This window comes from Lutibacter aestuarii (assembly GCF_042676885.1).
GTDB lineage: Bacteria > Bacteroidota > Bacteroidia > Flavobacteriales > Flavobacteriaceae > Lutibacter > Lutibacter aestuarii.
On record NZ_JBHTIC010000007.1, the window covers coordinates 59,058 to 82,081 of the forward strand.

Annotated in this window: 24 protein-coding genes and 1 pseudogene; 6 read left to right on the forward strand and 19 right to left on the reverse strand. The window is 29.9% G+C overall.

Annotated elements, in window-relative coordinates:
* Positions 1 to 23: 23 nt before the first annotated feature.
* Positions 24 to 1,256 carry a pyridoxal-dependent decarboxylase gene (locus ACFQZW_RS07400; RefSeq protein WP_298287826.1) on the forward strand — a complete coding sequence of 411 codons (1,233 nt, stop codon included), beginning with the start codon at positions 24 to 26 and terminating at the stop codon, positions 1,254 to 1,256.
* On the opposite strand, the gene ACFQZW_RS07405 is transcribed toward ACFQZW_RS07400, so the two are convergent.
* The 11 genes and pseudogenes from ACFQZW_RS07405 to ileS all read right to left on the reverse strand — a co-directional run bounded on the left by ACFQZW_RS07405 (position 1,253) and on the right by ileS (position 10,574).
* Positions 1,253 to 1,963 carry an aromatic aminobenezylarsenical efflux permease ArsG family transporter gene (locus ACFQZW_RS07405; RefSeq protein ID WP_386782103.1) on the reverse strand — a complete coding sequence of 237 codons (711 nt, stop codon included), beginning with the start codon at positions 1,961 to 1,963 and terminating at the stop codon, positions 1,253 to 1,255. The two genes, ACFQZW_RS07400 and ACFQZW_RS07405, sit on opposite strands and share 4 nt — an antisense overlap.
* Complete coding sequence (locus tag ACFQZW_RS07410) at positions 1,964 to 2,380, reverse strand: nitrophenyl compound nitroreductase subunit ArsF family protein (RefSeq protein WP_386782105.1); 417 nt, start codon at positions 2,378 to 2,380, stop codon at positions 1,964 to 1,966.
* Positions 2,381 to 2,399: 19 nt separating this feature from the next.
* On the reverse strand, positions 2,400 to 3,377 hold the full coding sequence (locus tag ACFQZW_RS07415; RefSeq protein WP_386782107.1) for a permease: 978 nt from the start codon (positions 3,375 to 3,377) through the stop codon (positions 2,400 to 2,402).
* Between the two features lie 12 nt (positions 3,378 to 3,389).
* A complete protein-coding gene (locus ACFQZW_RS07420) occupies positions 3,390 to 3,692 on the reverse strand; it encodes a thioredoxin family protein (protein ID WP_372802185.1) in 303 nt (100 codons plus the stop codon).
* A gap of 51 nt (positions 3,693 to 3,743) precedes the next feature.
* Positions 3,744 to 4,049, reverse strand: a complete 306-nt coding sequence (locus ACFQZW_RS07425) for an ArsR/SmtB family transcription factor (protein WP_298265746.1) — start codon at positions 4,047 to 4,049, stop codon at positions 3,744 to 3,746.
* A 69-nt stretch (positions 4,050 to 4,118) separates the two neighbouring features.
* Positions 4,119 to 5,150, reverse strand: coding sequence for an ACR3 family arsenite efflux transporter (arsB, locus tag ACFQZW_RS07430; protein ID WP_298287814.1), 1,032 nt, complete (start codon positions 5,148 to 5,150; stop codon positions 4,119 to 4,121).
* A 42-nt stretch (positions 5,151 to 5,192) separates the two neighbouring features.
* A pseudogene (locus ACFQZW_RS07435) lies at positions 5,193 to 5,666 on the reverse strand (DUF6428 family protein).
* Between the two features lie 25 nt (positions 5,667 to 5,691).
* Positions 5,692 to 6,024 (reverse strand): ArsR/SmtB family transcription factor, encoded by a 333-nt coding sequence (locus ACFQZW_RS07440; protein ID WP_298287812.1) that lies wholly within the window; start codon positions 6,022 to 6,024, stop codon positions 5,692 to 5,694.
* An 85-nt stretch (positions 6,025 to 6,109) separates the two neighbouring features.
* Positions 6,110 to 6,700 (reverse strand): lipoprotein signal peptidase, encoded by a 591-nt coding sequence (locus tag ACFQZW_RS07445; protein WP_386782112.1) that lies wholly within the window; start codon positions 6,698 to 6,700, stop codon positions 6,110 to 6,112.
* Positions 6,701 to 6,782: 82 nt separating this feature from the next.
* Complete coding sequence (locus ACFQZW_RS07450; protein WP_298265737.1) at positions 6,783 to 7,163, reverse strand: TraR/DksA family transcriptional regulator; 381 nt, start codon at positions 7,161 to 7,163, stop codon at positions 6,783 to 6,785.
* Positions 7,164 to 7,166: 3 nt separating this feature from the next.
* Positions 7,167 to 10,574, reverse strand: coding sequence for an isoleucine--tRNA ligase (gene ileS, locus ACFQZW_RS07455; protein ID WP_386782115.1), 3,408 nt, complete (start codon positions 10,572 to 10,574; stop codon positions 7,167 to 7,169).
* Positions 10,575 to 10,719: 145 nt separating this feature from the next.
* On the opposite strand from ileS, the gene ACFQZW_RS07460 reads away from it, so the two are divergent.
* Complete coding sequence (locus ACFQZW_RS07460; protein ID WP_298265733.1) at positions 10,720 to 11,610, forward strand: metallophosphoesterase; 891 nt, start codon at positions 10,720 to 10,722, stop codon at positions 11,608 to 11,610.
* Here ACFQZW_RS07460 and ACFQZW_RS07465 read toward each other — a convergent pair.
* On the reverse strand, positions 11,607 to 12,350 hold the full coding sequence (locus ACFQZW_RS07465) for a TerB family tellurite resistance protein (protein ID WP_298265732.1): 744 nt from the start codon (positions 12,348 to 12,350) through the stop codon (positions 11,607 to 11,609). The two genes, ACFQZW_RS07460 and ACFQZW_RS07465, sit on opposite strands and share 4 nt — an antisense overlap.
* A gap of 148 nt (positions 12,351 to 12,498) precedes the next feature.
* Here ACFQZW_RS07465 and ACFQZW_RS07470 point away from each other — a divergent pair, with 148 nt between their 5' ends.
* Positions 12,499 to 12,909, forward strand: a complete 411-nt coding sequence (locus tag ACFQZW_RS07470; RefSeq protein WP_298265730.1) for a BrxA/BrxB family bacilliredoxin — start codon at positions 12,499 to 12,501, stop codon at positions 12,907 to 12,909.
* Positions 12,910 to 12,974: 65 nt separating this feature from the next.
* Positions 12,975 to 13,628, forward strand: a complete 654-nt coding sequence (locus tag ACFQZW_RS07475) for an HD domain-containing protein (RefSeq protein WP_298265728.1) — start codon at positions 12,975 to 12,977, stop codon at positions 13,626 to 13,628.
* A gap of 33 nt (positions 13,629 to 13,661) precedes the next feature.
* Here ACFQZW_RS07475 and ACFQZW_RS07480 read toward each other — a convergent pair whose 3' ends face one another.
* The 7 genes from ACFQZW_RS07480 to leuS form a co-directional block, all read right to left on the reverse strand.
* The gene (locus ACFQZW_RS07480) at positions 13,662 to 14,240 is read right to left on the reverse strand and encodes a YceI family protein (RefSeq protein ID WP_372802507.1); all 579 of its coding nucleotides are present in this window, start codon (positions 14,238 to 14,240) and stop codon (positions 13,662 to 13,664) included.
* 97 nt (positions 14,241 to 14,337) lie between these two features.
* Positions 14,338 to 14,922, reverse strand: coding sequence for a Crp/Fnr family transcriptional regulator (locus ACFQZW_RS07485; protein WP_298265724.1), 585 nt, complete (start codon positions 14,920 to 14,922; stop codon positions 14,338 to 14,340).
* Positions 14,923 to 14,947: 25 nt separating this feature from the next.
* Positions 14,948 to 15,721, reverse strand: a complete 774-nt coding sequence (locus ACFQZW_RS07490; protein WP_386782120.1) for an enoyl-CoA hydratase/isomerase family protein — start codon at positions 15,719 to 15,721, stop codon at positions 14,948 to 14,950.
* A 4-nt stretch (positions 15,722 to 15,725) separates the two neighbouring features.
* Positions 15,726 to 17,180 carry a sensor histidine kinase gene (locus tag ACFQZW_RS07495; RefSeq protein WP_386782122.1) on the reverse strand — a complete coding sequence of 485 codons (1,455 nt, stop codon included), beginning with the start codon at positions 17,178 to 17,180 and terminating at the stop codon, positions 15,726 to 15,728.
* Between the two features lie 84 nt (positions 17,181 to 17,264).
* Entirely contained in the window at positions 17,265 to 18,029 is a 765-nt protein-coding gene (locus ACFQZW_RS07500; RefSeq protein ID WP_386782124.1) for a hypothetical protein, read from the reverse strand.
* Positions 18,029 to 18,286 (reverse strand): SemiSWEET family sugar transporter, encoded by a 258-nt coding sequence (locus tag ACFQZW_RS07505; RefSeq protein WP_298265718.1) that lies wholly within the window; start codon positions 18,284 to 18,286, stop codon positions 18,029 to 18,031. The genes ACFQZW_RS07500 and ACFQZW_RS07505 overlap by 1 nt, the downstream gene beginning before the upstream one ends.
* Before the next feature lie 8 nt (positions 18,287 to 18,294).
* Positions 18,295 to 21,108, reverse strand: coding sequence for a leucine--tRNA ligase (gene leuS, locus ACFQZW_RS07510; RefSeq protein ID WP_386782127.1), 2,814 nt, complete (start codon positions 21,106 to 21,108; stop codon positions 18,295 to 18,297).
* 121 nt (positions 21,109 to 21,229) lie between these two features.
* Between leuS and ACFQZW_RS07515 the strand changes: the two genes are divergently transcribed.
* Both ACFQZW_RS07515 and ACFQZW_RS07520 read left to right on the forward strand, forming a co-directional pair.
* Complete coding sequence (locus tag ACFQZW_RS07515) at positions 21,230 to 22,000, forward strand: patatin-like phospholipase family protein (RefSeq protein ID WP_298265715.1); 771 nt, start codon at positions 21,230 to 21,232, stop codon at positions 21,998 to 22,000.
* 108 nt (positions 22,001 to 22,108) lie between these two features.
* A complete protein-coding gene (locus tag ACFQZW_RS07520; protein WP_386782130.1) occupies positions 22,109 to 23,023 on the forward strand; it encodes a DMT family transporter in 915 nt (304 codons plus the stop codon).
* The last annotated feature ends 1 nt before the right edge of the window (position 23,024 follow it).

The following is a 23,024-nucleotide window of genomic DNA, read 5'->3' on the forward strand; positions in this document are numbered from 1 at the left end:
AATAATATATAAACTGTAAATGAATGAAATACTGGAAAAAATATTCAAAGGAACAATTAATTAAAAGAATTGATGAAGCTTTAGCTTCAACCATAGATTTTCAAAATAGTAAGCACTTAGGATATCCTGTTTCAAAATTAGATGAAAATGTGTTTAATACTAGTGGGGCTTTTTTAAATGATTCTCCCTTGTTAAAATCATTTATTGCTAACCCAAATAATATTGGTTGCCATACGTTAGGAAAATCTGAACCTGCTTTTAAAGGCTCTCAAGAGTTGGAAAAAGAAGTGGTAAAGGTTCTTGCTGAAGATATTTTCAAAGCTAAAGAAAATGAGTATGATGGTTATATTGCTACAGGAGGAACTGAAGCTAATATACAAGCACTTTGGATTTATAGAAATTTATATAAAAAAGAATACAATGCTACTTTAGATGAGATGGTGATTTTATCTACCAAAGACACACATTATTCTGTTAATAAAGGCTCTAATTTATTAAGCGTTGATAATATTCAAATACCTGTTGATTTTAATTCAAGAGAAATCTTAGTTGATGAACTAGATGCTATTGTGGCTGATTTAATTGCTAAAGGAAAAAAATACTTTATGGTAATTTCAAATATGGCTACAACTATGTTTGGGTCTGTAGATAATCCAGATACGTATGCAAAAATTTTAAATAAACATAAGGTTACGTTTAAAATACATGTTGATGGAGCTTTTGGAGGGTTTATTTATCCAATATCAAATAAAAATTCTACTATTAACTTTCAAAATCCAAATGTATCGTCTATAACAATTGATGCTCATAAAATGCTACAAGCTCCTTATGGAACTGGGGTATTTTTATGTAGAAAAGGATTAATTGAAAATGTTTTAACTAAAGAAGCTCAATATGTTGATGGGATGGATTTAACCATTGTTGGAAGTCGTTCTGGAGCAAATGCTATAGCTGTTTGGATGATTTTATTTAGTTATGGGTATTATGGGTGGTTTGAAAAAATAAATACGCTTTTACTACGTACCGAATGGTTCTGCAAACAACTAGATGATCTAAATATTGAATATTTTAGAGATCCATTTATGAACATAGTTACACTAAAATCTGAATATGTTCCTTCTAAATTAGCTCAAAAATTTGGTTTAGTGCCTCAAACGCATGAAGGAAATAACAATTGGTATAAAGTAATTATGATGGACCATGTTGAAATTGACGATTTATTAAAATTTGTTGAAGAATTAAAGAGCATCAATTAAGCTATTATTTCTGCAAAAATTAATACATAGTAAACTCCTGTAATCATAAAAATTATTCCAGCTGTTATTCTTATAAGTTTTTCGATTTTTGTAATTCTAGTATAAAAAAGCCCTATTTTATTTGCCGTAAAAGCTAATAAATATGTAAATATTATAACTGGTAACCCTGTACCTAATGCAAAAATAATAGGTAAGTATAATCCATCAATATTTGTAATAGTCATTGGAATTAATATTCCAAAATATAACGCACCACTGTAAGGGCAAAATGCTAAAGCAAAAATTGCACCTATTACAAAAGAGCCTAACAGTCCTTTGTTTGTAAATTTTTCAGATAATTTTTCAGTAAAATTGACTTTGTTTAAAATTTTTAATCGAATTATATTTAGCATGATTAGCCCAATAATAATTAACAAAGGCCCTAAATATTTTTCTCCATTTTGACTAAAAAAACGTGCCACATGATATTTACTAGCTCCAAAAAATAAAATTAATCCAATAATGGTATAGCTAAATGCTCTACCAAAAGAATATAAAATTCCACTTAAAAATACTTTTTTTTTGCTTGAAATATTTTTTGAAATATATGCTGTAGCGGTAATATTTGTTGCTAAAGGGCAAGGACTAATTGCTGTCATTAACCCAAGGGCTAAAGCAGAAATAATTGGTATATTGTAATTTTCAATAAGTGATTGTAAAAAATCCATTTATACTTTTTGCAGTTGCTTTTCTAATTTAGTTTTCAATTTTTCAGAAAATTCTTGTTGTTTTTTACCATACATAAAAGCAAATTGAGTTAGATCTACTTGTTTTTCATCTCCATTATTTATCACATTTAAAAACAACGAAGTTCCTGATGCATAAAATTTTTCAGCTATTTGATGATTTTCTTCTTTATCAATATTAATTACTTTAAAAATAATTTTACCGCTTTCTAATTCTTTTTTAAAGTACGTTTCTAATGTATATTTGGTATTTGCCTCAATAGCTTTACAAGTAACACATCGGTTAGTTGTATGAAAATCAAAAACCTGAATCAGATTCTTATTTTGTGCTTTTCCATTAATAGAAAACAAGAATAAGTTAAGAATTAAAATTACTAATGCCTTGTATGAATTTTTCATTTTTAAAATTTTTAAATAGTTAAAAAATAAGGTTAAATATATATCCTGAAATGATAATGCAAAGTGTGACTACTCCAAAGAAAATTCCAATTAACTTAAATGTCATTACTTTTTTTAAAAGCATTGCTTCTGGCAAAGAAAGTCCAACAACCCCCATCATAAAAGCGATTGCTGTACCTAAAGGAATTCCTTTTAAAACCAATACTTGAACTATTGGTAAAATACCTGAAGCGTTCAAATACATTGGTACGGCCATAATAGTTGCTAATGGAACCGCTAATAAATTATCTTTCGCCATATATGTTTCAAAAAAACCTTCAGGAATATATCCATGCATTAACCCTCCAACGGCTATCCCAACAATAACATATGGAATTACTCCTTTTAAAATACTCTTTTCTTCTTTCCAAATAGTTGGCAAACGCATTATAAAAGGTGTTTTTTCAGCTTTAAAAACGGCTTCTTCTCGTTGTGAGTTTTCAAGTACATTTTTTACCCAAGGAGTTAAAAATTGCTCCAAGTTAAATTTGCCTAAAATAAATCCTGAAACAACCCCAAGTAAAATGCCACTTATAATATAGATTAGTGTAGTTTTGACTCCGAAAAGACCTAAAAATAATCCAATGGCAACTTCATTTACTAAAGGAGAAGTAATTAAAAACGCAAAAGTTACTCCTAATGGAATTCCTCCTTTTACAAAACCAATAAATAAAGGAACTGAAGAGCAAGAACAAAAAGGAGTAACCACTCCAAATAAACTTGCCATTAAGTATTCTAACCCATATAATTTATTTCTAGAAAGGTAATTTCTAACTTTATCAATAGGAAAATAACTGTTTACAATTCCCATTAAAAAAATGATAACAACTAATAAGAGTATAATTTTTATGGTATCGTAAATAAAAAAGTTTAAGGCTTTAGCCAAATGTGTGCCTTGCGTCATTTCCAAGGAATCATATACCAACCAATTGGCTAATTTTTGAATCCAATCAAACATTATAGATGATTATTAACAACAAGTATTATTAGAACAACAACCTTCACTTGGTTTATCTAAATCTTCAATTGTTTTGTTTGCCAACAAAATTTCTTTTATTTCTTCTTTTGAAGGAACTCTACCCTTTATCACAACTTCATCATTCATAACCACTGCAGGTGTAGACATCACATTGTATTCCATTATTTTCATAATGTCTTCTACTTTTTCAATCTCAATTTTTAGCTTATTTTCATTTACTACTTGTTGAATAACCTCGGTGGTTTGTTTGCATTTTGCACAACCTGTTCCTAACACTTTAATTAAAATATTCATTGTATTATGTTTAATATTTATTTAAAACAGTGAACCAATTCATTTAAAACATCAATTAAAAAATTGGCTCAATAACTCTTTTGCAACCTTCCAATTATCTTTATTGATACAATACTTTATTTTAGGGGGATTTAATTCTCCTTGGATTAAGCCAGCATTCTTTAGTTCTTTCAAATGTTGTGAAATGGTTGATTGTGCTAAAGGAAATACTTCAACTAAATCACCAGTAAAACAACAAGATTGATTTTTAAGATATTTTAAAATGGCTATTCGTGTAGGATGCCCTAAAGCTTTAGCAAAACGCGCTAATTGTTCTGTGTCTTTATGGTACTCGATATGTTCTATTGTTCTTTTCATTGTTTATCGCAAATTTACGATTGGAATTTAAATTCAAAGATGATAAAGATCATCTTTGAATCATTTTTTTTATTTAAAATACTTTTTTTTCAACCAAAAAGAAACACGCACTAATAAAATAAGTGCTGGAACCTCAACCAATGGACCAATAACGCCTGTAAAAGCTTGACCAGAGTTAAGCCCAAATACAGCTATAGCAACGGCAATGGCAAGTTCAAAATTATTTCCTGCTGCTGTAAATGCAACTGCAGCAGTTTTGTCGTATGTTGCCCCCATAGCTTTAGTGGTAATAAAACCAATAAAAAACATTATCGCAAAATAAATCAATAATGGAACTGCAATTATTAATACATCCATTGGAATTTCAACAATTAATTCTCCTTTTAATGAAAACATTACAACAATTGTAAATAATAGAGCAATTAACGTTAGTGGTGAAATTGTAGGAATGAATTTTTGAGTATACCATTGTTCTCCTTTTAACTTCACCAAAATAATTCTGCTTAAAATTCCAAGTAAAAATGGAACTCCCAAATAAATAGCAACACTTTCTGCAATTGTTGTTATAGAAATATCTACAATTGCACCTTTAAACCCAAAATATGGAGGCAAAACAGTGATAAACAACCAAGCATAAAAACTATAAGCAAATACTTGAAAAACACTATTTAAGGCAACTAATCCAGCTCCATACTCACTACTTCCTTCCGCAAGATCGTTCCATACTAATACCATTGCAATACAACGAGCCAACCCAATTAAAATTAAGCCTACCATATACTCTGGATAATCTTGTAAAAAAATGAGTGCTAAAATAAACATTAATACTGGTCCTATTATCCAGTTTAATAATAACGAAATAGTTAAAATTTTCACGTTTTTAAACACCTTTGGAAGTAAGGAGTAATTTACTTTAGCCAATGGTGGATACATCATAATAATTAAACCAATAGCGATTGGAATATTTGTGGTTCCCCTACTAAAAGAATTTATTTGTGTAGAAAATGATGGAATAAAATACCCAATTCCAACACCTAATAACATTGCCATGAATATCCATAACGTTAAATAACTATCTAAAAAACTTAATTTTTTTTTCATTTTTAATTAATATAATAAATTACCTATTTTTTTGTAACTCATTTAACAACAATTTGAGCTTGGAGTGCAACAGCTATTAGCTTCTTTTGGTAATTCAGAAAGGGCTGTGTTTGTTTTATGCTCAGGTATCTTACAATTATTTTTTGCTAAACAATCTGTTTGTTTAATAGTTTATAAAAAATTGGTTCCGTCAAAATCCAAGCCATATTTACCAATTGTAGGTCCTTGATACTCTATTTCAATATTTAAATCTCCAATATTTAAAAGCCTATCAGATAGCTCAATGATATGAATTAATTTTTCAGGATGTAAACGATGGTCGTAATCGTTAGCTTCCCATAATTGAAAATTTACAACTTCTTCATTTCTTATTGTTCCACCACAATCAATAAAATGTTTCGTTATTTTTCCTACCTCAGTTACATGAAAATGGCGCGGCACCAAACTTCCATCTGGCAATTGAAAAGCTATTGTGTCTAATTCTTTTAAATGCTGTTTAATTTGTTCTAAAGTCATAATTATTTTTAATTTAGATTAAGTGTTAACAACAATTCTTTTCTGAATGTATATTTTGATTTAAAAAATTGACGAAAAGTTTTTTAGTTTTGTTCCAAACTTCATCATTTATACAATAACAAACACTTGTACCTTCTACTTCACCTTTTATTATTCCTAAATTCTTTAATTCTTTTAAATGCTGAGAAATAGTTGGTTGAGCTAGCCCAATCTCATTCACTAAATCTCCGCAAACACAAGCGTTCAATTTAAATAATTGCTGTATAATGGCTATTCTAGCAGGATGTGCAAATACTTTAGCTACGGTTGCAATTTCATTTTGCTCCTGATTAAATTTTTCTTTTTTAGTTACTCCCATCTCTTTAATTACTTTATTGCAATATTACGATTAGTGTATTAATAAACAAATTAAAAGTTCATTTTTTATTGAAATTAATTAAGCACTATGTTTTTGGAAATGCTTTTTTATTAAATACTATTAACAACCCTACCGCTGTAGAAATTGCGGTATCGGCTATATTAAAAATTGCGTTAAAAAATGTAAAAGGTTTTCCGCCCCAAATTGGGAACCATTCTGGGAGATTTCCACTCCAAATTGGAAAGTAAAGCATGTCTACAACTTTGCCATGAAATAATTCACCGTAAGGCTTTTCAGCAAATAATGTGGCTGTAGCATTTAGAGGAGTATCGAAAATGATACCGTAAAAAACGGAATCTATAATATTTCCTAATGCACCAGCAAAAATTAAAGAAATTGCTACTATTAAAATATTAGGAGCTCCTTTTTTAATAGAGGAATATAGCCAATATCCAATACCTGTAATTGCAAATAATCTAAATATTGTTAAAAATAACTTTCCTGCTTTTCCTCCAAATTCGGCTCCCCAAGCCATTCCGTTATTTTCAATAAAATGAATACGAAACCAATCGAAAACTACCACCTCTTCACCATATAAAAAATTAGTTTTTATGTATATTTTACTAATTTGATCTATTAATAAGACTAAAACGATAATGAGAATGGATTTTTTCAATTTTTTTGATTTTATTGAACGGTATTAAAAAATGAAGCTTCCAAAGTTTAGGAAGCTTCTTAACTATTAAAAAAACAATATTTTATTGTTGCATGTTTTTTGCTTCAATGCTTAATGTTGCATGCGGAACTAATTTTAGGCGTTCCTTTTGAATTAGCTTTCCTGTAACACGACACACACCATATGTTTTATTTTCAATACGTATAAGTGCGTTTTTTAAATCTCTAATAAATTTTTCTTGACGTATTGCTAACTGTACATTGGCTTCTTTAGACATGGTTTCAGAACCGTCTTCAAAGGCTTTAAAAGTTGGAGAAGTATCATCTGTTCCATTACTACTATCGTTTTTAAAGCTACTTTTTAACAACGCTAAATCTTCTTCTGCATGTTTAATTTTCTTTAAAATAATCTCTTTAAATTCAGCTAAATCCTTATCAGAATATCTATTATTATTTTCATTCATAACTTAAACTTTTTCAATTAATATTTTAGTGTTTACATCATCAAAAGCAATTTCTATGCCTTTTTCTAACATTTCTTCAAACACCAATTCGTTTGTTAATGTTTCGGTTTTAATATAATTTTCATTTGCCTCAATTGAGCGCTCTAATATATCATTTTTTTGAATAATTAGCTTAATTTTATCTGTAACATCTAAGCCTGTTTCTTTTCGTAAGTTTTGAACTCTATTTATAAGTTCACGGGCATTTCCTTCTTTACGTAATTCATCTGATATTGTTACATCTAAAGCCACTGTTAAACCACCTTGGTTAGCTACAAGCCAACCTTCTATATCTTGTGAGGTTATCTCAACTTCATCTATGGTTAAATTTACAACATTTTCATTTACATTTAACTCAATTTCTCCTTGTTTTTCAACATTTGAAATATCTTCTTGAGTTAAATTTTGAATTGCTTGTGCCACAAACCTCATATCCTTTCCAAATTTAGGTCCAAGCACTTTAAAATTCGGTTTTATGGTTTTAACTAATATTCCTGAAGCGTCATCAATCAATTCAATTTCTTTGACATTTACTTCAGATTTTATCAAGTTTTCAACAGCTAAAATTTCTTCTCTACTTTCTTCATCTAAAACTGGAATCATTATTCGTTGTAAAGGCTGGCGAACTTTTATCATTTCTTTTTTACGCAACGATAACACCATAGATGAAATTTTTTGAGCCTGTTGCATTTTGTGTTCCAATTTTTCATCTACTAAATTTTCATCATACTTTGGAAATTCAGCTAAATGTATGGATTCAAAGTTTTCTTTTTCAGTAACTGAAATTAAATCTTTGTAAAGGTTATCCATAAAGAACGGAGCTATTGGAGAAGCTAACTTAGCTACATTTAGCATACAAGTGTATAATGTTTGATAGGCTGAAATTTTATCTTGTTCATATTCACCTTTCCAAAAACGTCTTCTACTTAAACGCACAAACCAATTACTTAAATTTTCTGAAACAAAATCTTGAATAGCACGAGCTGCTTTAGTTGGCTCATATTCTTCATAGAATTTTTCAACATTTTTAATCAATGTATTTAGTTCAGATAAAATCCAACGATCTATTTCTGGTCTATCTTTAATTTTAATTTCATCTTCAGCGTAAGTAAAATTATCTAAATTAGCATATAATGCAAAGAAAGAGTAGGTATTGTATAATGTTCCAAAGAATTTTCTTCTAACCTCATCAATCCCTTCAATATCAAATTTTAAGTTATCCCAAGGATTTGCATTTGAAATCATATACCAACGCGTAGCATCTGCTCCATATTTATCCATTGTTTCAAACGGATCTATGGCATTTCCTAAACGTTTAGACATTTTTTTACCTTCTTTATCTAAAACCAATCCGTTTGAAACTACGTTTTTATAAGCTACTGAATCAAAAACCATGGTTCCAATGGCATGCAAGGTATAAAACCAGCCTCGAGTTTGGTCAACTCCTTCTGCAATAAAATCGGCTGGGAAGAATTTTTTTTCGTCAATAAGTTCTTTATTTTCAAAAGGATAATGCCATTGTGCATAAGGCATCGAACCTGAATCGAACCAAACATCAATTAAATCTGATTCGCGTTTCATTGGTTGCCCTTTAGGAGAAACTAAAATAATTCCATCAACTACGTTTTTATGAAGATCTATTTTATCATAGTTTGCTTCACTCATATTTCCAACTTCAAAATCGGCAAAAATATCAGCTTCCATCAATCCTGCTTCTACAGATTTTTTCATTTCAGCTTTCAACTCTTTAACTGAACCTATAATAAGTTCTTCTGTTCCATCTTCGGTTCTCCAAATTGGCAATGGAATTCCCCAGTAACGTGAACGAGATAAATTCCAGTCGTTGGCATTTTTTAACCAGTTTCCAAAACGACCTTCTCCAGTAGATTTTGGTTTCCAGTTAATTGTTTCATTCAACTCAAACATTCTATCACGCTTATCAGTTACTTTGATAAACCAAGAATCTAAAGGATAATATAAAACAGGTTTATCGGTTCTCCAACAATGTGGGTAACTGTGACGATATTTTTCTACATGAAATGCTTTGTTTTCTTCTTTTAGTTTAATTGCAATATCTACATCTAATGAACGCTCTGGCGTCTCCCCTTCATTATAATATTCATTTTTCACATATTTCCCAGCAAATTCACCCATATGTTTTGTAAATCTTCCTTGCAAATCTACTAAAGGAACAGGATTTCCAAAATCATCTAACACTAACATTGGCGGCACTTCTGGGCTTGCTTGTTTTGCAACCAAAGCATCATCAGCACCAAAAGTTGGTGCGGTATGTACAATACCTGTACCATCTTCCGTTGTTACAAAATCTCCTGCAATAACTCTAAATGCATTTTCTGGATTTTTGTAAGGTAATACGTATGGTAATAATTGTTCATATTTAGCCTCTAAAATATCAACTCCTTTAAATTCATTAACAATTATATAAGGAATCTTTTTGTCGTTTTCTTTATATTCAGAAAGTTGTGATTCATTTTCTACTTCAAAAAACTTTCCTGAAAATTGTTTACCAACCAAATTTTTGGCTAAAATTACATTGACTGGTTTAAATGTATATTGATTAAAAGATTTTACCAACACATAGTCTATCTTTTTTCCAACAGTTAATGCTGTGTTTGATGGTAAGGTCCAAGGAGTAGTAGTCCAAGCCAAAAAGTGCACATCTCCTTCAACATTTTGCAACATGGTTGGCAAGGTGTTTTTAATTGCTTTAAACTGAGCTACGGCTGTGGTATCGGTAACATCTTGATAGGTTCCTGGCTGATTTAATTCATGTGAGCTTAAACCTGTTCCTGCTTTTGGTGAATACGGTTGAATGGTATATCCTTTATAAATTAGCCCTTTTTTATACATTTGAGCCAACAACCACCAAACCGTTTCCATGTATTTTGGTTTGTATGTTACGTATGGATCTTCCATATCTACCCAATAACCAACACGCTTTGTTAAATCATTCCAAACATCGGTATAACGCATCACCGCTTTTTTACAAGCTTCGTTATATTCTTCAATGGTTATTTTTTTACCAATATCTTCTTTGGTTATCCCTAGCTCTTTTTCAACTCCTAATTCAATTGGCAGTCCGTGAGTATCCCATCCTGCTTTTCTTTTAACTTGAAAGCCTTGTAAAGTTTTATACCTACAAAAAATGTCTTTTATAGCACGTGCCATCACATGGTGAATACCAGGTAATCCATTTGCTGAAGGAGGTCCTTCAAAAAATACAAACGGTTTATTATCATTTCTTGTTGCTATACTTTTTTCGAAAATAGTTGAAGCTTCCCAAAACGCTAAAGTTTCATCTGCTACTTTAGTGAGGTTCAAACCCTTATATTCTCTAAACTTTTTACTCATTTTACTACTTTAATTCAATTAGTTTGCGAAATTACGTATTTTATTGAAAATATCATTTTATAAATTGTAAAAAATTATTTTGTTAATTCCCTGAATTTAACAGATTTAAATTAAGTTTACATTTGCATTCATTTTATATCCAAATATGATTCAAAATATTATATCAAATTCTTATAAAAACGCTAAAAGAATTCCTCTAAAAAAAGACTCAAAATTTATATTTTTTAGTGACTGTCATAGAGGGGATAATAGTTACGCAGATGATTTTGCAAACAATAGTAATATTTACTATCATGCTTTAAGAAACTATTATGAAAATGACTTTATCTATATTGAATTAGGCGACGGTATTGAACTTTGGGAAAATTTATTTTTTAATGAGATTTTTGAAGCTCATAAAAATGTTTTTATGCTTTTAAAAGAATTTTATCAAAAAAACCGACTGCATATGATTTGGGGAAATCATGATATGACTTTAAAAAATGAAAAAAAAGCTGCAAGCCTTTTTAATACTTATTTTGATAAAATTACTGGAACCCAAAAAGATTTATTAACTGGCTTAACCTTTAATGAAGGTATTGTTTTAGAGCCAGAAGGTTTTAAAAAAGATATCTTGTTAATTCACGGGCATCAAGCTGATTTTTACAATTATGTAGGATGGAAATGGAGTCGATTTTTAGTCCGAGTTTTATGGAAACCACTTCAAATAGTAGGTATAAAAGATCCTACGAGTCCTGCTAAAAATTATAAAGAATTAATAAAAGTTGAACGTCGTTTAAAAAAATGGATTTTAGCGAATAATAATCAAATGGTAATTGCTGGACACACACATAGACCTCGGTTTCCAGAACCCAACGAATTGCCTTATTTTAATGATGGAAGTTGCGTGCATCCTCGTTCTATAACTGGTATTGAAATTGTAGCTATGAAAATATCACTCATTAAATGGCATATCATTTCTAAAAAAGATGGAACATTACAAATTGTAAAGTCTGTATTAGAAGGCCCAAAAGAACTAAAACTGTACTTATCTTAAAACTGTCCTCTTTCTTTTTGAATTTGTTCGTATGCTTTTTGCACTTGTTTAAACTTATCTTCAGCACCTTTTACATGTTCTTCTCCTAAGTGTTGTAATTTATCAGGGTGGTATTTTTTCACCATTTTTCTATACGCTTTTTTAACCTCTTCATTAGTAGCAGATTTATTAATTTCTAAAATTTTATAAGCACTTTCAGAACTGTCATAAAACATAGCTTTAATAGATTCAAAATCATATTGATTGATATATAAATATCCAGCAATTGTTTTAATTGAATTTACTTCTGCTTCATTAACCGCGCCATCAGCTTTTGCAATTCCAAATAAAAAATGAAGTAATTGTAAACGCGTAGCATGTGTCATGTTTTGGCGAATTTGTAAACAAACTTGCCTTGTAGAAACATTGTTGTTTTTTATAAATCCTTTAAATAATTTAAACGCATGATTTGCTCTTTGCTCACCATACATATTGATAAAATGTAGTCTTACATACGACAACTCTCGCTGATCAATATTACCATCAGCCTTAATTACAACAGCCGAAAGTAGTAATAAACTTATTTCAAAATCACCTGATTGAGTATTTGCACTTGTAGCTCTATATGCTTTTGCACGTTCTACGTCACTTGCTGTAAAACCTTCAATAAAGTTTCCAACCACATATCCTAAAACACTTCCTATTGGTCCACCTACTGCAAAACCTAAACCGGCTCCTAACCATTTTATAAAATTTGCCATACTATTTTTTAAAAGCACAAAGATACATTGAAATATTAGTTTAGCTAAAGTATAACTTTGGTTATACTTGTTAAAATAATAATAAACTTTTAGTAATTAAACTGTTATATTTGCACACAAATTACGTCTAACAAAAAAATTTAAAAATATGTATCCACCAGAATTAGTAAAACCGATGCAACAAGAATTAGAAAGTGCAGGTTTTAAATCATTACACACAGCGCAAGATGTTGAACAAGCATTAAAACAAGAAGGAACAACTTTGGTTGTTGTAAATTCGGTATGTGGTTGTGCAGCTGGGACAGCAAGACCCGGCGCTATTGTTTCTTTAAACTTTGATAAAACACCTAAAAATTTAGTTACTGTTTTTGCAGGTGTTGATGCTGAAGCTACTGCAAAAGCACGTGAGTTTATGATTCCTTTTCCTCCTTCATCACCGGCAATTGCATTATTTAAAGATGGTGCATTAGTTCATATGCTAGAAAGACATCATATAGAAGGAAGACCTGCAGAAGTAATTGCTTCTAATTTAGCTGGAGCATACGAAGAATATTGTTAAAAACAACTTATAAACAATCTTTAAAATCCGTTTAATTAATTGAACGGATTTTTTATTTTTAGAAGATGAATAAACAACTAATAATTTCTAAAACTGAAGAGTTTGTAAAACAAACATTAAAAAATGCTGAAGGTGGACACGACTGGTTTCATATTTTACGTGTTTGGAACAATGCCAAATTAATTGCTGAAAATGAAAAAGTAGATATTTTTATAGTTGAGTTAGGTGCATTATTACATGATATTGCTGATTCAAAATTTCACAGTGGAGATGAAACCTTAGGCCCTAAAGTTGCTCGTGAGTTTTTAAAAAAAATTGCTGTTTCAGAAGAAATTATACTTCATATAGAAAACATAATTACAAATATATCTTATAAAGGTGGTAATTTTAAACAAACTTTTACTTCTCCTGAGCTAGCTGTTATTCAAGATGCCGATAGGTTAGATGCTATTGGTGCTATTGGAATAGCTAGATGTTTTAATTATGGTGGATTTAAAAACAGACCGTTATACAACCCTCAAATTCAACCAAAATTAAATCAAACAAAAGAAGAGTATAAAAATTCTGAAGCACCAACAATAAATCATTTTTATGAAAAGTTATTGTTGCTAAAAGATAAAATGAATACCGCTTCAGGAAAAAAAATTGCTGAAGAACGACACCAATACATGGAAGCCTTTCTTCAGCAATTTTATAGTGAATGGAATGGTTTAAAATAAACCAAACTTCTATTTATTAACTTTTAAAAAATATTAAAATTCTAAATCTGCCACCAAATCAAACTCGTCATAAATTGCTTTGTCTTTTAAATTATCAAAAAAGGCAGTTGAACCATATCTAACATCGTACATAGTTCTATCAATTTTTAATGAAGCATTTGCTTTATTGCCATAAATAGACATATCAAAAGTAATCGGTTTGGTAATTCCTTTAATGGTTAAATTACCTGAAATTTTGTAAGAATTTTTACCTGTAGCTATAATATTTTGAAATACTAACTTTGATGTTGGGTGGCTTTTAACACCAAAAAAATCATCAGATTTTAAATGTCCTTCTAATTTTGTTTTATATTCACCTTCCATATCAGTGTTACTAATTGAAGTCATATCCATGATAATTTCTCCTCCTGTCAGTTCTCCGTCAGTAAAACTTAACGTTCCTGACTTAATACCTATAACACCTTCATGTGATCCTGTTACTTTATACCCTTTCCAAACTACTTTACTTTCTTTAACTTTAATAGCTTTGTCTCCATTATTAAACATTGTAAATGAGAAAGTAATGAATGCAAGTATTGCTATAATTCCTAAATTTTTAATTGATTTTTTCATGTGATTATTGTATTTAATTTTACAATACAAAGGTCTGAATTACAATTTAGTAAAAAAATAAAGTAGATTATGAAATGATGTTAAACTAGTTTAACATTTATTGTTCTAAAATTAGCTGACTTTTAATTTTACTCAAAAATTCTTTAGTAATACCTAAATAAGAAGCAACCATATACTGCGGAATTCGTTGTTCAATTTTTGGGTAATTTTTTCTAAAAATTAAATACCGCTCTTTAGCAGACATGCTAAAGTTTCTAACAATTCTTTTTTGTGAAGCAACAAGTGCGCGTTCAACAATTTTTCTAAAAAACCTTTCTAACTTAGGAATTTGAATATACAGTTCTTCATTTGCTTCGTACGAAATTTGAATGAGCTCTGTATTTTCTATACATTGAACATTGTAATCTGCTGGCTTTTGAGCTATAAAGCTCCCCATATCCGAAGTCCACCAATCTTCAATTGCAAATAAAATAATGTGTTCTTGCCCTTCATTATCCATATAAAAAGTTTTGGTGCAACCAGAGAGGATAAAATATTCATGTTTACAAACATCACCTTGTTGAACTAAATACTGCCCTTTCAAGTACTTCTTATAGCTTATTTTAGAGAGTAGAATTTCTTCTTCCTCTTCAGTTAAACTAATATAGTTTTTAATATAATTTAATAAAGGTTGCTCTTTCATATTGCTTTAACCTATAAATAAGGTTTTAAAAGTTAGGTTTTCTTTTTTCCAAAAAAGCAGTAGTTCCCTCTTTAAAATCATCCGTTCCAAAACTAATTCCAAAGTTTTCAATTTCTACACTATAACCATTTACACAATTGGTATAATTAGCATTTATCGCTTTAATGGCTGCTCCAATTGCTACTGATGAATTTCTCATAATTTTAGCTGCTACATTTTCACATAATGGTATTAGCTCTTCCTGTTCAACAACATAATTTACCAGCCCCCATTCTTTAGCTTCCTCAGCAGAAATCATACTAGCAGACATAATCATTTCCATCGCTTTTCCTTTTCCTACCAATTGCGGTAACCGTTGTGTTCCTCCATAACCTGGAATAACTCCTAAACTTACTTCTGGCAGCCCCATTTTTGCATTAGAACTTGCTATCCTAAAATGTGCAGCCATTGCCAACTCTAATCCTCCTCCAAGAGCAAACCCATTTATAGCTGCAATTACTGGAGTACTTAAATTTTGAATAAAATCGAATAAAATTTCCTGTCCTTTTCTTGCTAATTCTGTTCCTTCCTCAACACTAAAGTTTGCGAATTCAGAAATGTCCGCTCCAGCAACAAAAGCTTTTTCTCCACTTCCAGTTATAATAATTACTTTTACGGCTTTGTCTACTTCCAAAAGTTTAAAAGCCTCGTGTAATTCTGCAATGGTATTTTTATTTAATGCGTTTAATTTTGAAGGTCTATTTATAGTAATTTTTGCAATTCCTTCATTTTGTTGAACTAATATATTTTCGAAATTCATCATGTTATTTTTTAGGTATTATTATTTTAAATACAGTTCCTTTATTTATTTGAGAAGTAAAATCAATAGTTCCATTATAAGCTTCTACAATATTTTTTACCATTCCTAAACCTAAGCCCATTCCACTAGATTTTGTAGTGAATTTTGGTTCAAATACTTTTTCTTTGTCTTCTATTGAAATTCCTTTACCATTATCGGCTACAATTATAATCACCTGCTCATTTTTTTCAGAAACTGTTATCTCAATTTTTTTGTTTTCTACTTCTATTAAAGCTTGAGTTGCATTTTTAACCAAATTGGTAACAATTCTTATCAATTGAGTTTTATCTAATTCAGCAATAATTACTTCTTTATCTGAAAAATAAGAAATATAATCTTCCGCAAAAATATCTAGAGCATATTTAACAACTTCAACTACATTTAGTTCTTCTCTATTTTGAGTTGGCATTTTTGCAAAATTTGAAAAAGCTGAAGCAATAGAACTCATTGTGTCAATTTGTTGAATCAACGTTTTACTAAATTCATTGATTTTTTCATAAATTTTTGGATCATTTGGATCGAACTTACGTTGAAAACTTTGAACTGTTAATCGCATTGGGGTTAATGGATTTTTTATTTCATGAGCTACTTGCTTTGCCATTTCACGCCAAGCTTGTTCTCGTTCACCTTTTGCCAATTTTACTGCGCTTTCTTCTAATTCATCAATCATTTCGTTATAAGCACTAACTAGTGTGTACATCTCAGCACTAGCATCTTTTAAAAATATTTTTTCGTTACGCCTATTTAAACCAGTTAAGCTCATTTTGTCAGTCACCGCTTTTATAGAACGTGTAATGTAGCTAGAAATAAAATAAGCTAAAATAATTGCAATTAAAAACATTAATAAATATACATACGCCATTCTAATTAAAAACTCTTGTAAATCTTTGTCTTGCGCTGTATTATCTTGTAAATATCTTAAATTTAAAATTCCAATAGGTTTAAATTTATTATCTGTTATATAAGAATAAGAAGATTGAAAGCTATTTCCTTCAATGGTTTTAATATTAATATACCTATGCTTAAAGCTATTCATTAGGTTATTGATAATTGTATCAGATAAATTAGAAAGCGCATCACTTTTCACAAATCCAGATTGAGTACCAATGGCCATATTTCCTTTTAAATCATAAATATTGATTTCTAATTTCTCAATGGCTGAAATTTCGTGGATTTTATCTTTAAAAATATTGTATAAATTGTGCTCATCTACAGGGAAAGTATTCCCTCTTTCTAACCAAAAATTAATAGATGCTTTTACCGATTCTTCTTTTCTTTCTAATCGTCCTTGATTGTATTCGTCTGTTTGTTCTTTATATTGATAAATGGTTACTGCTGCAATTAAAATTGAAGCCAACAATATCAACAAAATCATTGCTAAAAAAATTCGAATTCGTAATGAAAGATGTTTTAGTTTCATACTTAATTTTGAAGTAAATATACTTAATAAATTTAAGGGTAAGAAACAATAAGTATACCAGTAACTTAGTTTAAAATATAAAAATTACTTCTTGTTTTTATTTTTAATTTTTCTAATTGTAGGAGAGGTTAAATAGAATAGGTAAAATCCTGAAAGTATGGTTGCTATTCCTAAGACTGAAAATACTCTAAGCACCCAATTTGTAATATGGTCTCTAGTAGAATAATCCATCGTATGCAACATCCACAAAAAGTCAAAACGTCTCCAGTTATTATTTCTTACACTGGTTATTTGCCCTAATTCAGTAGCAACATAAACAATGGTTTCAGATGGATGATTTAAAGTGAAAGCAAAAGCCGGCAAAGGTTTTCCTCTATATTCATGATGTTTTCCAACAGTATTTTTTTCAATAAATTCAGTTTTTAAAATACGTTGAGTTGAATCTTTTAACCGTTGTTTTACTAATTTTAAACATTCACTTTTAGAAAATGGTGGATGAATACTCCCTGTTATTGGAGAAATTAATTTGGTTTTTAAAACTGTTTCTTTAAAAAAATTAAATTGAATTAAAGGCTCTTCAAAAGCTTCAATAAGTTGTACAGAATGAATGGAGTCTATCTCTTTTGCCTTTTTTAATGAATCAACACCTTTTTGAAAAACATCAAAATTAATATTCTTAAAATATTTTTTATTTTGTTTAAGTAAGGTTTCTCCGTGTACATCATCCATATTATTCCAACTAAAATACAAACCTCCTAGTGTCCAAAATAAAAATTGAATTCCAATAAAAATACCTAAGTAACGATGAATTTTTCGGAGATTATAATTCTTATTATTTCGAAATTTCACTATTGATGTTTAATTTTTAGAATAATTAATAGTAATGCTAAAATTCCAGTAATAATATTCGACACTATCATGGCCAAACTATTTAAATGGAATCCATAAATTAACCACAACATAATTCCTATAAAAAATATAAGGTACATTGGTAATGATAAACTTTCGGTAGATTTAGTTTTCCAAGCTTTATACACTTGTGGAACAAAAGCTGACGTTGTTAAAAAGGCAGCTACTAAACCTACTATTTCGAAAGTATCTATCATTTAAATTTTTACCCTACAATATTTATAATTTTTCCAGGTACAATAATCACTTTTTTAGGAGTTCTCCCTTGCAATTGATCTTGTGTTTTTTGATGTGCCAAAACTGTTTTTTCAATATCTTCTTTACTCATATCTAATGGCAGTTCTAATTTGAAACGCATTTTACCATTAAATGAAACTGGATATTCTTTACTGCTTTCTACCAAATGTTGGGCTTCAAAAATAGGGAAATCTTCTGTAGCTACAGAAGATGTATGTCCTAATTTATGCCATAATTCTTCAGCAATATGTGGTGCATAAGGTTCAATAATAATGGCTAAAGGTTCTAAAATTGCACGTTTATTGCATTTTAAAGCTGTTAATTCATTTACCGCAATCATAAATGTTGAAACCGATGTGTTGAATGAAAAATTAGCGATATCTTCTTCAACTTTTTTAATGGTTTTATGCAATGTTTTTAATTCATCCTTTGTTGGTGCATCATCAGAAACTGAGAACTCCCCATTAACAATGTACAATTTCCATAATTTTTTTAAGAAACTATACACCCCTGAAATACCTGAAGTTTTCCAAGGCTTAGATTGTTCTAATGGCCCTAAAAACATTTCAAATAAACGCAAACTATCTGCTCCGTATTCTTCACAAATTTCATCTGGATTTACTACATTGTACTTAGATTTGGACATTTTTTCCACTTCACGCCCAACAATGTATTTTCCATCTTCTAAAATAAATTCTGCTTCTTTATATTCTTCTCTCCAGTTTTTAAAAGCCTCTATATCTAATTCATCTGAAGCATTTACAAAAGAAACATCTGAATGGATTGGCTGAACTTTAAAATTTGACTTTAACCCTTTTGAAACAAATTTATTTTCACCTTCAACACGATATACAAAAGCACTAGTTCCAGTAATCATTCCTTGGTTAATGAGTTTTTTTGCATATTCATCGGTAGGTACAAAACCTCTATCGAACATAAATTTTTGCCAAAAACGAGAGTATAATAAATGCCCTGTTGCGTGCTCGCTACCACCAATGTATAAATCTACATCTTGCCAATAGTTAATGGCTTCTTTAGAAAACATTTCCTCGTTATTATTAGCATCCATATAACGATTAAAGTACTGCGAACTTCCTGCCCAACCTGGCATAGTATTTAATTCTAACGGAAAAATAGTTTCACCGTTAATCAAATCAATACTTACAACTTCATTTTTAACAGTATCCCAAGCCCAAACAGTTGCATTTCCTAATGGTGGTTTTCCATCTTCTGTAGGTAAATACTTTTCTACTTCTGGTAACACAATTGGTAAATACTTTTTGCTTATCATTTGTGGCAAGCCATTTTTATAATATACTGGAAATGGTTCTCCCCAATAACGCTGACGACTAAAAACGGCATCGCGTAAACGATAGTTTATTTTTCCATAACCAATTCCTTTTTGTTCAATTTCGTATATAATACGTTTCATGGCTTTTTTATACGTTAAGCCATTTAAGAAATCTGAATTTGCAATTTTAATTCCTTCTTTAGTTGAACATGCCTCGTTAGAAATATCTACTCCTTCAAAAATATTAGGTATTTCAATATTAAAATGTTTCGCAAAAGCATAGTCACGCTCGTCTCCACAAGGTACAGCCATTACGGCTCCAGTACCATAGCTTGCTAATACATAATCGCCAATCCAAATTTGCACCTTTTCACCAGTAAACGGATGCAATGCATACGCTCCAGTAAAAACTCCAGAAATGGTTTTTACATCCGCCATTCTATCTAATTCACTACGTTTTGCAGTTGCTTTTACATAAGCTTCAACTGCTTCTTTTTGCTGTGGCGTAGTAATTTTTGAGACCAATTCATGCTCAGGAGCCAAGGTCATAAAACTCACACCATAAATTGTATCAGGACGCGTAGTAAACACCTCTATTTTAGCATCAAAATTAGCAACTTTAAATGATACCATAGCACCTTCTGAACGCCCAATCCAATATGTTTGAGCATCTTTTAACGGCTGTGGCCAATCAATTTTATCCAAGCCATCTAATAACCGTTGTGCGTAAGCAGTAATTCTCATACTCCATTGCTTCATTTTTTTTCTAACAACAGTATGTCCACCACGTTCAGAAACGCCATTTACAATTTCATCATTAGCTAATACTGTTCCTAAAGCAGGACACCAGTTTACTTCTGTTTCCGATAAAAATGTTAGTCTGTATTTTAATAATATTTTTTGTTGTTCCTCTTCAGAATAGTTTTTCCAATCTTCAGCAGAAAAAACAGCTGTATCTTCGTCGCAAGCTGCATTTATTTTACTGTTTCCTTCAGTTTCAAAAATTTGAATTAATTCGGAAATAGCTCTGGCCTGATTTGCTTCATTGCAATAGTAAGATTCAAATAATTGAATAAAAATCCATTGCGTCCATTTATAATAATTTGGATCTGAAGTTCTTACTTCTCTAGACCAATCGAATGAAAAACCTATTTTATCTAATTGTTTTCTATAAGTAGCAATATTTGCTTCTGTAGTAATTGCAGGATGTTGTCCAGTTTGAATAGCATATTGTTCTGCTGGTAAACCAAAAGAGTCATAGCCTTGAGGATGCATCACATTAAATCCTTTATGACGTTTGTACCTAGCATATATGTCAGAAGCTATATATCCTAAAGGATGACCCACATGCAATCCTGCCCCCGATGGATATGGAAACATATCTAACACATAAAATTTAGGTTTTTCTGAGGTGTTTTCAGCTTTAAAAGTTTGATTATCTGCCCAAAATTTCTGCCATTTTGCTTCAATTTCTCTAAAATTGTATTCCATGCTATCTGTTCCTTTTTAAAAGCGCAAAGTTACGTTTTATATATATAATTATAAAGCGTATTTTTATAGAACAAAAATTAATTAAACTCAGATAACAAGTACTCTAATTTTTAACGCTATTATGGAAAAAGAAATTGGTTTAGTACTCTCTGGTGGAGGAGTGAGAGGAATTGCCCACATTGGTTTTTTAAAAGTTTTACTTGAAAACAATATTGTTCCAACTCAAGTTTCAGGCACCAGTGCTGGCGCTTTAGTTTCAGCTTTATATGCTGCTGGATATCAACCTGAAGAAATGTTGTTGTTTTTTAAACAAACTCCTTTATTAAAACTATCATTATATGCTTTAAATAAGCCTGGAATTATGGATAGTGAAAAATACATTACTTTTTTTAAAAAATATTTTCCCGAAGATTCTTTTGAAAGTTTAAAAAAACCTTTAACCATTACAGCTACAAACTTATTAAATGGAACGTTAGATTTTTTTAATTCTGGACAACTTATAAAACCATTGATTGCCTCTTGTGCATTACCTCCTATTTTTTCACCTATTGAAGTGAATGGAAATTTATATTCCGATGGCGGTGTTCTAAATAATTTTCCTATTGAACCTTTAAAAGATACGTGTTCAATAATATTAGGAAGTTTTGTAAACCCAATTGAAGAAATTGATAAAACTGAGATTAACTCATCTATGAAATTAATGTATAGAGTATACCATATTGGCTTAGATGCTAGTAATATTAAAAAATTTTCAGAATGCAATTATGTATTCTCCCCAAAAAATATTGATAAAGTTGGTGTTTTGGACGCTAATGGTATAGACAAAGCTTATAAAATTGGTTATGAATATGCAAAACAAGAAACTGAAACTATTTTAGAAGCTTTAAAGTAATTATTCTTCTTTTTTAGATGAAGTAAAACATTATAAAAAGGTAAAATAATACCTATTTATTGTTTTAGTTATTTGTACTTTTCCAAAAAAATTAATTCATATTTAAATTTGAGTACTAATAATTACAAAGCTCATTTAGCACTTCTTGGAGCCAACATAATATATGGAGCCAATTTTTTAATAGCTAAAGGATTAATGCCAAATTACTTTAAACCTTCTGGTTTGGTTTTATTAAGAGTTTTTACTGCTGGTATCTTGTTTTGGATTGTTAAACAATTTGTTAAAGAAAAAGTTGAAAAAAAAGATTTTATACTACTAGCTTTTTGTGGGCTCTTTGGAGTTTCAACAAATATGCTTCTTTTTTTTCACGGACTTAGTTTAACTTCCCCTATTGATGCTTCAATTATTATGACAACAACTCCTGTAATTGTTTTAATATTAAGTGCTTTTATTTTAAAAGAAAAAATTACCCTCAATAAATATTTAGGCATTTTAATTGGTGGTATAGGAGCTGTGTTATTAATATTGTATGGAAAAACTGCGGAAGGAACAAGTTCGTTTTTAGGAAATTTATTTGTTTTTTTAAATGCTTGCTCTTATGGTTTATATTTGGTATTTGTAAAACCATTGATGAAAAAATATAAAGCCATTACAGTTATTAGCTGGGTGTTTTTATTTGGGTTTCTTTTTGTACTTCCCTTTGGAATAAAAGATTTAATCACTACAAATTTTAGTGTATTTACTACCAACACCTATTTAGCATTAACATTTGTAATTATTGGAACCACCTTTTTAACTTATTTATTTAATATTTATGCACTAAGCCATGTACCTCCTTCGGTAAATGGAAGCTATATTTATTTACAACCTGTTTTAAGTTTTATAATAGTAAGTATTTATGCCTACTCATTTGGGCATGATAAATATGCACAAGACATTAATTTAATTAAAATACTAAGCTGTTTTATGGTAATTATTGGAGTTTATATGATTAGTAAAAAATCAAAAATTAAAGTTTCTTAAA

Coding starts and splice junctions, on each gene's coding strand:
- ACFQZW_RS07400 (WP_298287826.1), top strand. CDS start 24: ATGAAATACTGGAAAAAATATTCAAAGGAACAATTAATTAAAAGAATT.
- ACFQZW_RS07405 (WP_386782103.1), bottom strand. CDS start 1,963: ATGGATTTTTTACAATCACTTATTGAAAATTACAATATACCAATTATT.
- ACFQZW_RS07410 (WP_386782105.1), bottom strand. CDS start 2,380: ATGAAAAATTCATACAAGGCATTAGTAATTTTAATTCTTAACTTATTC.
- ACFQZW_RS07415 (WP_386782107.1), bottom strand. CDS start 3,377: ATGTTTGATTGGATTCAAAAATTAGCCAATTGGTTGGTATATGATTCC.
- ACFQZW_RS07420 (WP_372802185.1), bottom strand. CDS start 3,692: ATGAATATTTTAATTAAAGTGTTAGGAACAGGTTGTGCAAAATGCAAA.
- ACFQZW_RS07425 (WP_298265746.1), bottom strand. CDS start 4,049: ATGAAAAGAACAATAGAACATATCGAGTACCATAAAGACACAGAACAA.
- arsB (WP_298287814.1), bottom strand. CDS start 5,150: ATGAAAAAAAAATTAAGTTTTTTAGATAGTTATTTAACGTTATGGATA.
- ACFQZW_RS07440 (WP_298287812.1), bottom strand. CDS start 6,024: ATGGGAGTAACTAAAAAAGAAAAATTTAATCAGGAGCAAAATGAAATT.
- ACFQZW_RS07450 (WP_298265737.1), bottom strand. CDS start 7,163: ATGAATGAAAATAATAATAGATATTCTGATAAGGATTTAGCTGAATTT.
- ileS (WP_386782115.1), bottom strand. CDS start 10,574: ATGAGTAAAAAGTTTAGAGAATATAAGGGTTTGAACCTCACTAAAGTA.
- ACFQZW_RS07460 (WP_298265733.1), top strand. CDS start 10,720: ATGATTCAAAATATTATATCAAATTCTTATAAAAACGCTAAAAGAATT.
- ACFQZW_RS07465 (WP_298265732.1), bottom strand. CDS start 12,350: ATGGCAAATTTTATAAAATGGTTAGGAGCCGGTTTAGGTTTTGCAGTA.
- ACFQZW_RS07470 (WP_298265730.1), top strand. CDS start 12,499: ATGTATCCACCAGAATTAGTAAAACCGATGCAACAAGAATTAGAAAGT.
- ACFQZW_RS07475 (WP_298265728.1), top strand. CDS start 12,975: ATGAATAAACAACTAATAATTTCTAAAACTGAAGAGTTTGTAAAACAA.
- ACFQZW_RS07480 (WP_372802507.1), bottom strand. CDS start 14,240: ATGAAAAAATCAATTAAAAATTTAGGAATTATAGCAATACTTGCATTC.
- ACFQZW_RS07485 (WP_298265724.1), bottom strand. CDS start 14,922: ATGAAAGAGCAACCTTTATTAAATTATATTAAAAACTATATTAGTTTA.
- ACFQZW_RS07490 (WP_386782120.1), bottom strand. CDS start 15,721: ATGAATTTCGAAAATATATTAGTTCAACAAAATGAAGGAATTGCAAAA.
- ACFQZW_RS07495 (WP_386782122.1), bottom strand. CDS start 17,180: ATGAAACTAAAACATCTTTCATTACGAATTCGAATTTTTTTAGCAATG.
- ACFQZW_RS07505 (WP_298265718.1), bottom strand. CDS start 18,286: ATGATAGATACTTTCGAAATAGTAGGTTTAGTAGCTGCCTTTTTAACA.
- leuS (WP_386782127.1), bottom strand. CDS start 21,108: ATGGAATACAATTTTAGAGAAATTGAAGCAAAATGGCAGAAATTTTGG.
- ACFQZW_RS07515 (WP_298265715.1), top strand. CDS start 21,230: ATGGAAAAAGAAATTGGTTTAGTACTCTCTGGTGGAGGAGTGAGAGGA.